We start from the raw sequence: 12,698 nt of genomic DNA on the forward strand, positions 1-12,698 counted from the left end.
AAGCGGCGCGAGAAGCGGCATGAGAGATGTCCCGATCCTCGCGGATGTCCCGCAGTAGAGTAGACGGATTAGGGCTCACTTCTTGGTCACATACCGCTGCCTGGTCGGACCGCCACTCCCCGGAACCCCACTACCCGGAGCGGACGAGGAGAGGCGTGTCCCGGGCGTCGCAGAGTAGCGCCGACCCCCGCGACCACGCCGCGACGGGGCTACTCCATGTGATCGCCCGTCAGCAGCGGGAGCTGGCGGAGCTCCGGGCGCGGTCCGCAGCCGACGCTCTGATCGACATGGCTGTCGGGGTCCTGGCCGAACGGCTGTGCTGCTCGGTCACCGAGGCCGGTGACCAGCTGCGCCGTCTCGCATCCGCCTCGGGGGTCACCCAGGACGAGTTCGCCGCCGAGGTGCTCGGCGGGACCGCCGGAACACTCCATCGACCCCCGCTCGACGACGGCGCCCGGCGCCGCCTGTGGCTGGCCGAGGCCGCGGTCAGCCACGCCACCGATGGCTGCCCGGTCGCCGAGGCCGTGTTCACCGAGGTCCTGGCCCATCAGGGTGCCGTCGCCGTGGCCTTCTGGATGCTGGAATCCGATGGCGCGCTCACCCTGGTGGGCGAGACCGGCCTGGGGCCGCTCGAGGCGAGCCGGTGGCAACGCATCCCGCCGCAGCTGGACTGCGTGGCGATGCGCGCGGCCCGCGGCGCCACGCCGCAGTGGTGGCCCGAGGGCTCACCGCCCGAGGCGAACGATCCGACCGACGTCCCGACCGACATCCCGACCGACATCCCGGCGGGCGGCCGGGCGGGCGTCGGCTCGGTGCCGCGGGTGGGTCCCTGGCTCGGGGCGCGGGCGGCGCTGCCGTTCCTGCAGGCAGGCGCCGTCGTGGGCGCCGTGGAGATCTGCTGGCCCGCCCCGCTCGCGGAGTTCACCGCCGGGCTCCGACGCGAGCTCGTCGCGCTCGCGGACCTGTGCCTGCGCGGCCTGCACCCGGGCGGATTCTCCGCCGACACCCGCTCGGCGCAGCCACAGACCCTCGGCGGGCGAACGGCCTGGCTGCCCGCCCTCCTCGACGCCGTCGCCGGGTCGGTGCTGCTGGCCCACGCGGTGCGTGCCGAGGACGGCGAGATCCTCGACTTCCACGTCGACCACGTGAACGAGGGCTTCGTCGACCCGGCCGGCAGGCACCCGGCCCAGCTGCGCGGCCGGCGCCTGCTCGACCTCTACCCGCTCATGGCCGCCGACGCCGGCCTGCTCGAGCGGGCCGTGGCGGTCGTGCGTACCGGAGAGCGGTACCAGGCCGACGGCATCGCCCTGCTCGTCCTGGTCGACGACGTGCTCGTCGCCGAGGAGCTCGACGTCCGCATCGCCCCCTTCTTCGACGGAGTCGTGATCAGTTGGCGGCCGGTCGGCGGCGGTGACGCGGGCGGTTCCCTGGCCGGCCACCTGCAACGCCTCGGCCGGTTCGGCGGCTGGCAGGAGGACGTCCGCACCGGGGCCGTGCGCTGGACCGACCACGTCTACGAGCTCTTCCAGCGTGACCGCACGATGTCACCCGTCCCGCTCGACGACCTCGATCCGCACATCCACCCGGACGACCGGGCGGCCGTGGACCACCTGCGTGACGCGCTGTTGCGGCTCGGCCGGGCTGCCTCGGGATCGTTCCGGGTCATCGGCAGCGACGGGACGCTGCGCCAGCTCCGCGCCTTCGCCGAGCCGGTGACCGACGCCGCCGGCGTGACGGTCGCCGTCCGCGGCATCTACCAGGACCTGACCAGCCACTACCGCACGCAGGTCGTTCTTGACGCCACCCGGGACCAGCTCGCCGATTCGGAGGCGCGGGCCGACGGCCAGCATCAGCTCGCGCTCGCCCTGCAGCGGGCGATCCTGCCCAGCTCCGAGGAGCCCGTCGACCTCGGCGGCCTCGCGGTCGCCGTCCGCTACCGCCCCGCCGAGCAGGAGCACCTTGTCGGTGGCGACTGGTATGACGCGGTCACCCTGCCGACCGGCGAGGTCCTGCTCGTCGTCGGTGACGTCGCCGGGCACAGCATCAGGACCGTGGCCGGTATGGTGACCCTGCGCAACAGCCTGCGCGGCCTCGCGGTCACCGGCGCCGGCCCCGGGCAGCTGCTGCGCTGGCTCAACAACGTCACCTACCACCTCGCCGACAACATCACCGCCACCGTCATCTGTGGCCTTTACCGTCCCGCCGAGCGTGCGCTGCGCTGGGCCCGCGCCGGGCATCTGCCGCCCGTGCTCGTCCGGGACGGCTCCGCCCACGCCCTTCCGATGCCCGACGGGCTCCTGCTCGGCGTCGAACCCGATGTCGACTACCAGGAAACCGTCCACGTTCTTGAGCCGGACGACGTCCTGCTTCTCTTCACCGACGGCCTCATCGAACGCCGCGGAACCGGGCTGGACGAATCCCTCCACGCGCTGCTGCGGATCGCGGCCGCCCCGGGCTTCGACGTCTCGCACCGGGCCGATCACCTGCTCGCGCACACCACCCCGGACACCGACGACGACACCTGCCTCATCGTCATCCGACAGTCCTGAACAGGTGCCGAGGTCAGCGCAGCCCGTGCCGACGGGCCAGCCGGACGAAAACGTCGTTGTAGCCGTACTCCCGCAGCGCGGCCTCGAGCGTTTTACGGTACGGCCGGTCGACCGCGCCGTTGCCGAGCTCCCGGAGCATCTCGGTCCACCATTCCAGCGGAGTCGCACCGCCCTGGACGAACTGGCGCGCGCGGGGCAGGCCGATCTCCTCGAGCAGTTGAGACGCCCGTACCCCGGCGCCGAAGGCCGCCGCGAGCTCCGCGCGCAGTTGGGTCATCTCCTCCGGATCGAGCCGGATGTCCGGTGCCGACCGGACGTGCTCGGCAGACCGGACGTGCTGGGTCGACCGGGCCGCGAGGGCCAGGACCGCCTCGACGCGCGTGTCCGCCGCGCCGAGGAAGACCAGGTCGTCGTCGAGCTGGCCGACCACGTGCTCCACCAGCCGCCGGTCAGTGGCGAACGGGTCGCCGTCGCGAGGCACGGTCCCATCGGCCGCCAGGATCGCCGCCATGTTGACCCCGGAGATCTCCACGCTGCGCCGCATCTCCGTCATCCTCGTGGTGACGGTCGTCAGGTCCACCTGGTCGGCGTGGAGCTGGTGCACACAGGCGGCGACGCGGTCCGGGAACGGGACCGGGTCGCGCAGGAACTCCCGCAGCCGCGCTCCCCGTTCGTCGAGCCGGTCGCGCAGGCCGTGGACCGCGTCCCCGCCGTCCCGAACGCGCCACTGGTAGCGGACCTTCGCCGCCCCGGCCAGATAGCGTTGGAAAGCGGGCGCGGCGGCGTCCCGGCGGTTCCACGTCCAGGCGACCAGTTCTCCGTCCCGTGAGCCCGGAACCAGGATAAGCAGCCTCCGCTCGATCTGGTCGTCCGCCGGAGCGGCCGGCTCCCACACCGCGAACCCCAGGCCGGTGGTGGCACCGCGTTCCTCCCATCCGGGCGCCTGGTGCCACCCGGACCAGGCGTTGGCGCAGGTGCGGGCGAGCTCGGGAGCCGCGGCCACCACCGCCCGCGGACCCGCCTCCGAGCGGCCGAGATGCCCCTGGTAAAGACGTACGGCGCCGACCAGCGAGGCGGGCAGCTCATCCGCCACGCCGCTCCACTGGTCCTCCGGCGCGGACCAGTCGAGGGCACCGTCGTCCACCGCCGGGGCGAGCATCACGGACAGACAGAGCAGGTCATGGTCCCGCCGGAACAGCGCCTGGTGCGTCCCGTCGCCCAGGTTGAGCTGGGCGGCGAGCAGACCTCGGGAAGGCAGGTCGCCGACCGAACCCGGCAGGTCGGCGGGCACTCCCAACCGGTCGAGAGCCGATCCCATCTTCAGAGTGCGGCGGCACGCCGACCAGATGTCCCGGAGAAACCCGTACGCGTCCGCCGCTTCGGGCCCATCCACCGGAGCAAACAGGTGGACGACGAGTTCGGCCCCCCAGAGCTCGTGCGCCGCTGGTTCAGGCCCGGCACCCGCGGTCCGGCCGGCCGGTGGGACCGACCCCGAGCGGCCCGCCACCCTCAGTGGCCGGTGTCGGCCGGGGCCGGGGTCTCCGACGACCCGGGGCGCCGACGGTTCCCGGGGCCGACGGCGTCGCGGCCTCCCACTGCCGACGTGTCGCGGCCCGACACCTCGGTGAGAACATGAATCATTCTGTTCACCCGTTCCCGGACCGGTGGCGTCATGGGAACAACCGGCTCCTCGCCGAGCCGGCTGGCGCGCTTGCGCACCGCGAGATCCAGCCGCAGCACGGCATTGTCGAATTCGCCACTGTCCGCCGCGGACCATGCGGTTTCCAGATTATCGACGAGAACACCGAACCGTTCCCAGGCTCGCGGCACGAGTCGGGCCGCGAGAGCCCTGCGTAGCGGCACCAACCCCGCGTCAGCGTTCACCGTCGGCATCTCAGCACCGCCTTCCACACGGCAAGCCTACCCAGATACTCGCCCCGGCCCGGCCGGCTGTCACCATGGCGGTACCCGCGTAACCAGTTCGGCGGACCGGGCACACCCCGGACCGGTCCGGGGTTACCATCACAGCGACTCAGGAGAGTACTGCTCGTGTCGCTGACGATGCTCCCCCAGATCGCGCTCCGCCCGCGGCGGATCCACGTGGTTCTGAACTGGGTGAAAACCCCTACCACACCCCAGCTCGACCTCATCCTCGTGCTCCCCGCGAACAATGCCGGGGCGGCGGGGTCCGCGCGCGCGATTCAGTTCGCCGATCCTACGGATCCCACCGACTCCAGCGCGGCGGTACGGCATCTGAGCAGGACGGACGCGGCGGTGTCCACCGACCGAGCCCAGGTCGACCTGAACGCCGTCCCCCCGCGGTACGACCAGATCCTGATGGCCCTGTCGGCCACGGGCGGCCGAGTGGTCGACGTGCCCGAAACACGGCTGCGCCTGATCGACGCGGAAGACAACACGGAGATACTCCGGATCGATCTCGCCCCGGGCCCGGCGGACCTCGTCCACATACCCGGCGAGCTGTACCGGCGTGCGGACGGCTGGTACTACCGGGCGGTCGGGTTCGGATTCACGGACGGGCTGACCGGTCTGAGCTTCCGCTTCGCGGTCCCGATCAACGACATACTGCGGCGTCAGCAGGTTCCTGCCACCGATGTGGCACCGGACGCGGCCGAGAGCAAGGAAGAGAGCGGGTCGGAGAAGGCCGAACGGCGCGCCTCCTCCGCTCGTGCGGTAACTCCACTCGGGGACGTGAAGCTGCTGCCCGGCGCGTCCGCGACCATCAAAAGGCCCCAGCACGAGATCACAGCGGAGCTGACCTGGCGACGCAAGGACAAGGACCTCGACCTCTACGCGCTCTACATCGACAGCGACGGTCGCGAGGGTGTCTGTTACTACCGTGACCAGGGCTCCCTCAAGCGGCCGCCGCACATCTGCCTGACGACCGGAGACCGTCATCGGGGCCGGGAGGCGATCGTGATCGCCCAGCCGAGCGCCTTCCGACACATCCTCATCTGCGCGTACTCGGCGGTCGAGAACGGCATCGGGTCGTTCCGTGGATTCCGGGCGGTCGTGGAGGTCGACGACCATGCCGGTTCGGTGATACAAACACCTCTGTACCACCGGAACAGCTTCTCCTACTGGGTTGCGATAGCGCGCATCGACCTCACCGCAGAGGAGGAGGCCGTCATCGAACACGTGGAGACATACTCGCGTCCCCGCAGCGAGCGACGACCGGTCCTCCGTGGTGACGGAACCTTCGTCATGGACGCAGGGCGAGTGGAGTTCAAGACACGTTGAGAGACGGCTGACAGGTTTCCCCCGGCACCGGTCAGCCCTGCGCCACAGGCTCGGCACCAGCTGTGCTTATAGTTGCTAGGACATCGGGGGACGTCATGATCTTTTTTGTCACGCCCAGCGCCGGTTTCGCGTGTCGCTGCCGCCGGTCCGGCGGCGCACCCGGATTCCCCGAGGTGGCCACCGGCCCGGATCCGGGTAGTAGCCCGTAGATCTGTTTGCACGGCGTCAGACAAGTACGTACTTCGCGACAGCGTTTTCTTGCTTGAGAGAAAGCATCCGCCACACCGGAGCCGCACCGGCCCACCTGCGCTCATCGCGGAAGACGAAATCCGCGACGCGTCCGGATCTCAGCGACGACGCGGGGAGGCGCCACCGCACGGTCGTCCATCGCGACACAGTCGTCTACCGATTGGCCTGCCGACATGCACGAAGATTCCAGCCGACCCCTGCCGACGGGGCCCGACCCGACCGCTGGCGGTCCGGTCGGCGACGACGCGGGCGCCGGCACCCGCACACCACCAGCTGACGCCACCAGCTGGTGGAACGGCGACCCCACGGTGCCCGCAGCGCCCGGCGAGGACACCCCGCCGGCCGCCGCCGTGCTCGTGTCGGTCGTCGAACGCCTGGCCGCCATCGAGGCCACGCTCACCGATTTCCACCGGCGGGCCGATCATCGGGAAGCCGTGATTGACCGGCTCCACGAGGAACGCCTCGAACAGCGCTCCGGTGTCCGTCGCGCGCTGCTGGACCCGATCGTGACCGATCTGATCAGGTTGTACGACGGCCTCTCGGCCGAGTCGGAACGCATGTCCGGCGGTGGCGACTCCCGTACCTCGAACCTGCTCGCCAGCTTCGCCGACGACGTCGAGCTCGCGCTGGAACGGTGTGGTTTCGACCTGGTCCGCCCACGACCCGGAGACCGGTTCCAGTCCGGGGCCCAGCTTGCCGCGTCAGTCGTGCCGACCGACGACCCCGCCCGGCACAACACCGTCGCGGAGGTCACCCAGGTCGGCGTACTGGAGCGGGACACCGGCCGGGTGCGACGCCCCGCGCGTACCCGGGTTTTCCGCAGCCGGCGGCCTGGTTCCGAGGGCAGCGACGCCACCGAGGCATCCCCGGCCACCGCGGCGCCCCCGGCACCCCCGGCGCCCTCCGCGCCGGCGCCGCCCAGCCCTGCTCAATCCGGTCTCTGACACCAACCCGGTCTCCGACACCTGCGAGGATCCATGGCAACCTACGGTATCGACCTGGGGACGACCTATTCGTGTGTCGCCTACATCGACGACACAGGGCGGCCCGCCGTCACGAAGAACATGGTCGGCGAGGACACCACGCCCTCGGTGGTCTACTTCGAGACTCCTGACAACGTGGTCGTCGGGCGGGACGCGAAGAACTCGGCGAAGCTCGAGCCCGACCTCGTGGTGTCGCTCATCAAGCGGCAGATGGGCCAGGACGTCGAACTCTCCTTCCACGGGAGCACGCACACTCCGGAGAGCATCTCCGCACTGATCCTCAGCGAGCTGGCGCGAGCGGCGACGGAGTTCACCGGCGAACCAGTCCGGGACGTCGTGGTAACGGTGCCCGCGTACTTCGGCGTGGCCGAGCGGGAGGCCACCCGGAACGCGGGGCGGATCGCCGGCCTGAACGTCCTGAACGTCGTGCCGGAACCGGTCGCCGCCGCCCTGCACTACGAGGTCGTCGCCCCCGCCGGCGAACGCACGATCCTGGTCTACGACCTGGGCGGTGGAACGTTCGACACGACCGTCATCCGAGTCGCCGGCAACGAGATCAACGTCGTCTGCACCGACGGCGACCACCATCTCGGTGGCGTGGACTGGGACGAGAGGATCGTCCGGTACCTGTTGGAGGGTTTTCTCGCCGAGCACCCCGATTCCGAGGCAGGCGACAACGAGGACTTCCTCCAGGAGCTCACGATCGCCGCCGAGGAGATGAAGAAGGCGCTGAGCAGTACCACGTCGCGCCGGCACAACATGCGTTTCGGCGGCGACACCGCACGGCTCGAGCTGACCCGCGAGGAGTTCGAGCAGATCACCGGCGAGCTGCTCGAACGGACCCTCGACATCACCGAGCGGACCGTCACCACCGCCCGGGAGAAGGGTGTGACGTCGTTCGACGATGTCCTCCTCGTCGGCGGCGCCACCCGGATGCCGGCCGTCGCGGCCCGCCTGAACAAGCGATTCGGCTTCGAGACGAAGCTCCACGACCCCGACCTCGCGGTCGCGAAAGGGGCAGCCCGGTTCGCGCTCATCGAGTCGGTGAAGCTCCAGCTCCCCGAGGACTCGGACGCGGCACCGGGAACGCAGGGCGACGCCCGTACGTCCGCCTCGCCGGCGGCCGTGCAGCGGGTCGCCGACCAGCTGGGCATCACGACCGAAGCCGTCCGCCAGCTCGCGGAGAAGAAGGTCCGGACGGTCGTGCCCCGCGCGTTCGGCATCAAGGTCGTGGACAGCGCGGACCCCGCTCTGAAGCGGCTGAAGGTCGAGCACATCCTGCCGCCCAACACACCGCTGCCCGCCTCGCCCGACACCGAGCGGTTCGGGACGGTCGAGGACAACCAGACCGGGATCGAGATCGAGATCTGGGAACAGGCCGGAGCCACGGTCTCCCCGGAACTCACCGACAACGCGGCGATCGGCCGGGGTCTCATCAGCGGCCTGCCACCGCTGCCGCGTAACTCCCCGATCGACGTCACCTTCACCATGAACGAGACCGGCGTGCTGCGGGTACACGCGGTTGAGCTGAAGACGGGAAAGGACCTGCACATCGAGCTGCAGATTCAGGGCCTCACCGAGGAACAGGTCGAGAAGGCGCGCAACGCCGTGGCACGGTACACGCTCAGCGAATAGCCGTCCGTCCGAGGGTGCGGCGGGCACCTACGCCGCACCGGCGGGACCGGCGAATGGACTGCATGTGCATCGGGGGTCTGAGGAATGGCGTTCGACGTCGAGGCGTACCGGAGGGGCGTCGTTGATCCCGCCCGGAAGCAGGGAGTGCCGAACGACCTGTTCACGCGCTACGCGCTGGACGAGGCCACCGCGGGTGACAAGGAGCTGTTCGAGGCGCGGGTCGAGGAGGTCACGAAGTACTGGCGGACTCTGAAGCTCAAGAAGACCCACGCCGCCGTCGCGGATGCCCTGCTCGCGGCGCACGCGGAGCTGAGGGGCTCCGGCCAGCTCACGCCGGCGGCCTTCCGGGAACGCCGCGAGCGGGCGCGCAAGGAGGAACAGGAGTACCTGGACCGCCTCGTCACCGCGCTGGCCGCGGCGAACCCGTGTATCAGCGAGGCGATGGTGGGCCGCCTGATCTCGGGGACCGCGGGGGCCGCCGGTGCGGGCAGCGGCGGGGGTGCACTCGACGCGGCGACCGTCCGGGCCGCGCTGAAGCGGCACAACCTGCGGGTCATGGACCGGGAGTGGAAGCTCCCGGTCGGCCCGCCGCCGAGTCAGGCGCGCTCGCTGCGCGAACCGCTGGCCGTTCTCGGCCTGCGCCTGTCCGCCGACGTCGTCTTCGGCGCCGAGCGGGTCCGGGCCGGCTTCCGGCTGCGGGACGGCTTCCGGCTGGTGTCCGAGCCGGCCGTCGTCAACGAGCAGGAGGTGACCCGGGCCCGCCAGGCCCGCGCCCGCGCGGCCCAGGACGAGCGTCAGACCGCGGCCGAGAACACCTTCGTGATCATTCTCGGCTCCGTGCGCTCCCCGGCCGGGTACGACGCCCTGATCGGCTGGGAGATCGTCGAGGCGCTGCGCGGCGGGGTCGAGGCAGGCCTGCCCGCTCGCGCGATCGCCGACCAGGCGGCCTCCCTGGGCCTGGTCCTGGAGGAGGCCGAGGAGCTGGCGGTCACGCTCGCCGAGGCCTGGCGGGGTGGCGCAGCCGGGTCCGGGAACGCCGTCCAGGAGATCCACGACGCGCTCGCGGCCGGCCGGCTGCGCGCCGCTCGCCAGCTTGCCGCCGCGTTGCCGGACGCCGAGCGGGCCGAGATGTCCGGGCAGGTCGAGGCGGCCGAAGCCAGGGTTCGGACGTTGCTGACCGGCGCGGACGAGGCATGGTCGCGCCACCGGCCGGAGGAGACCGCCGCGCTGCTGGCCGGGGCTGCCGAGATCGCGGCCGATCATGACGACATCCAGGCCCGGCTCCGCGCGATCCCGCCGCCGCCGCCACCGTCGGTCGAGGCGGGGGCCGACGGGACCAGGGTGAGCGTCCGGTGGACACCCAGCCCCGCCCGCACCGGCGAAGTCGCCTACCGGCTGGTGCGCGCGACCGGCCGAGCCGCCACCACGCCTGATGCCGGGGAGCCAGTCGCCGAGACACCGGCCAACACCGCGGTCGACGAGGCCGCTCCACTGGGCGAACGGGTCTTCTACACGGTCTTCGCCACCCGCGCCGAGGGCATCTGGTCGTCGGGCGCGGATGCCGCCGCCGTTCTCCTCACCCCGGAGGTCCAGGACCTCGTGCTGGCGACCGACGCGGAGTCGGTGACCGGCACGTGGCGGGCGCATCCGGGGATCCACGAGGTCAACGTGCGCCGGACCGAACGTGGCATGACCGGTCGCGGGACAAGGCCGACCTCCGTCACGGCCACCGGCTTCACCGACACACGCCTGCGGTCGGGCACGGCCTACCAGTACCGGATCGAGGCGGTGTACCTCGGAGCGGACGGGGCTCGGCGCGTCTCGGCCGGGCTGGTCGTCACGGCCCGGCCGGAGCGGCCGCCTGAGGCGGTGAGCGACCTCGCCGTCGAGCTTCCCACCGAGACGGCATCGTCCCCGTCCGGGGCGTCGACCCGGTCGGACGGGTTGTCGGCGCTCGTTGTCTGGACGCCGCCGACAAGCGGGACGGTGCAGGTGCGGATGGCCTCCACGGCACCAAGGTGGGCCGCGGGGACCGCTGTGTCAGCCGCGGATGTCTCCCGGCACGGCGTCGCGCTGCCCGGCGCACCCGTGACCCGGGCCGACGGACGGGTCGCGCTGCCCGTCCGCCCGCGGCACGGCCGCGCCTTCCTCACCGCGGTCACCTGCGCCGCCGGCGGCTCCGTCGCGGTCGTCGGCGCCACGGTGCCGATCTCGCTGGCGGACGCGGTCCGCGGGCTCACAGCGGCTCGGTTCGGCGATGCCGTCCGGCTGCGCTGGGACTGGCCGGAGGGCGCGAGCCTGGCACGGGTCCAGTGGTACCCGGCCGGCTCCGCAGGTGACGGGCCGACCGGTGAGGTGGAGATCCGACCGCGGCGCTACATCGACAGCGGCGGGCTGGAGATCCAGGTCGGCTCGGATCCGGTCACCGTGGCGGTCCGGACGGTGACCGGCGAGGAGGAGGACCGTGCGGTCTCCCCGCCGGTCACCGTGCTCGTCCCCGGGCGCGGTGTCGAGGTGACCTACGAGCTCCGGCCGGCGCGGCTGCCCTGGCCGCGGCGGGCCGTCCTCGAGGTGGTGTGTGACCGCACCTGCCGGCTGCCACCGCTGGTCGTCGTCGGCAGGTCGGACGGGATCCTGCCGCTGAGCGCCACCCATGGCACCGCGCTCGCCCGTCTCCCGGCGCGCGACGTCACCGCTCGGAAGCGGGCGCTGATCACAGTTCCGGCGCCACGGCGCGGTGCCTGGGGGCTCGCCTGCTTCGTCGACCCCACCGCGCCACCCGAGGACGCGAATGCCCAGGTGACGTTGGTCCGCGCCCGACGGAGGAGGTGACCCGATGAGCAGAAAGCTGGTCTGTCCGTACTGCTACCAGCAGTTCGGGGAACGGGAGATCTGGTTCCGGTGCTCCGGGCGGCCAGGCCCCACCGGAAAGTCCTGCTCCAGTCAGCGGGATGAACGCCTGGCGAAACGGATGGGATTCACCGGCCAGCTTCCGCCGGCGTTCTCGGCGGACGGCCGGAAGCTGTCCGCCGTCCATTCGGACTGTCGAGCCGAGACGAACTACCGGTTGTGCCCGGAGTGCCACAGTCAACTTCCGGTGCACTTCGGAAAGATCGAGAATCGGCTCATCGCGCTGGTCGGTGCGAAGGAGAGCGGCAAGACCGTTTTCATGACCGTCCTGCTGCACGAGCTGATGCACTCGGTCGGAGTCCGGTTCGACGCGTCGGTGCTGGGTGCGGATGACGAGACCCGGGACAGCTTCCGCAAGCGGTACGAGGCCCCGCTCTACGACAACCACCAGCTGGCCGCCCCGACACAGCGCTCAACGACACCGATGTCACGCCGGCCGCTGGTGTTCACCTTCACAGCGCGCGGGCGCGGCCTGGGCCGCCCGCGTCAGGAGCGGACCGTGCTGTCCTTCTTCGACACCGCCGGCGAGGATCTGAACTCGGCGGACAGCGTCGAACAGAACGTGCGCTACCTCGCCAGCGCCGCCGGCATCATCCTGCTGCTCGACCCACTGACGATGCGCGGTGCCCGGGGCCAGGCGGACCCGGACGCCCCACGCCCGCACGAACAGGGCCTGGACAGCCCGGTGAGCGTCCTGGGCCGCATCACCGAGCTGCTGCAGCGGGCGTTGGGGACGAAGCCCTCCCAGCTGATCGGCACCCCGATCGCCGTGGCGTTCTCGAAGATGGACGCGCTCACGCGCGGTCTGCCCGAGGAGAGCCCGCTGCGGCGGTCGCAGCCGGTCGGCTCGCGCTTCGACGCGGCGGACAGCAGGGACGTCCACGACCATGTGCGCGCGCTGCTCGACGAGTGGGAGGGGTCGTCCATCGACCAGACCCTGCGCCACAACTACTCGCGCTACCGGTATTTCGGGCTGTCGGCACTGGGGGCCGCCCCCACCGCCGACCGGCGGGTGGCGACCGGGGTGGTCCAGCCCTACCGGGTGGCCGACCCGTTCCTCTGGCTGCTGAGCGAATTCGGCGCCATTCCCAGAACAAAAGGCTGACGGCGGAAG

8 protein-coding genes are annotated in these 12,698 nt (G+C 71.4%); 6 read left to right on the forward strand and 2 right to left on the reverse strand.

Annotation, left to right across the window (positions count from 1 at the left end; translation table 11 throughout):
• Nucleotides 1–155 precede the first annotated feature (155 nt).
• Entirely contained in the window at nt 156–2,549 is a 2,394-nt protein-coding gene (locus FRANEAN1_RS34925) for a SpoIIE family protein phosphatase (RefSeq protein WP_020464391.1), read from the forward strand.
• 13 nt (nt 2,550–2,562) lie between these two features.
• Here FRANEAN1_RS34925 and FRANEAN1_RS34930 read toward each other — a convergent pair whose 3' ends face one another.
• Entirely contained in the window at nt 2,563–4,056 is a 1,494-nt protein-coding gene (locus FRANEAN1_RS34930; protein WP_041255134.1) for a CATRA conflict system CASPASE/TPR repeat-associated protein, read from the reverse strand.
• A 2-nt stretch (nt 4,057–4,058) separates the two neighbouring features.
• Entirely contained in the window at nt 4,059–4,433 is a 375-nt protein-coding gene (locus FRANEAN1_RS34935) for a CATRA system-associated protein (RefSeq protein ID WP_157472911.1), read from the reverse strand.
• A 165-nt stretch (nt 4,434–4,598) separates the two neighbouring features.
• Here FRANEAN1_RS34935 and FRANEAN1_RS34940 point away from each other — a divergent pair, with 165 nt between their 5' ends.
• From FRANEAN1_RS34940 to FRANEAN1_RS34960, 5 genes are all read left to right on the forward strand, one after another.
• Complete coding sequence (locus FRANEAN1_RS34940) at nt 4,599–5,807, forward strand: TerD family protein (RefSeq protein WP_020464393.1); 1,209 nt, start codon at nt 4,599–4,601, stop codon at nt 5,805–5,807.
• A 422-nt stretch (nt 5,808–6,229) separates the two neighbouring features.
• Nucleotides 6,230–7,000, forward strand: a complete 771-nt coding sequence (locus tag FRANEAN1_RS42750; protein ID WP_020464394.1) for a hypothetical protein — start codon at nt 6,230–6,232, stop codon at nt 6,998–7,000.
• Nucleotides 7,001–7,033: 33 nt separating this feature from the next.
• Nucleotides 7,034–8,674 (forward strand): Hsp70 family protein, encoded by a 1,641-nt coding sequence (locus FRANEAN1_RS34950; protein WP_020464395.1) that lies wholly within the window; start codon nt 7,034–7,036, stop codon nt 8,672–8,674.
• Nucleotides 8,675–8,758: 84 nt separating this feature from the next.
• Nucleotides 8,759–11,506, forward strand: coding sequence for a hypothetical protein (locus tag FRANEAN1_RS34955; RefSeq protein ID WP_020464396.1), 2,748 nt, complete (start codon nt 8,759–8,761; stop codon nt 11,504–11,506).
• A gap of 4 nt (nt 11,507–11,510) precedes the next feature.
• Nucleotides 11,511–12,689 carry a hypothetical protein gene (locus tag FRANEAN1_RS34960; protein WP_020464397.1) on the forward strand — a complete coding sequence of 393 codons (1,179 nt, stop codon included), beginning with the start codon at nt 11,511–11,513 and terminating at the stop codon, nt 12,687–12,689.
• The last annotated feature ends 9 nt before the right edge of the window (nt 12,690–12,698 follow it).

Origin of the sequence: Parafrankia sp. EAN1pec (assembly GCF_000018005.1) — a bacterium.
GTDB classification, from domain to species: Bacteria; Actinomycetota; Actinomycetes; order Frankiales; family Frankiaceae; genus Parafrankia; species Parafrankia soli.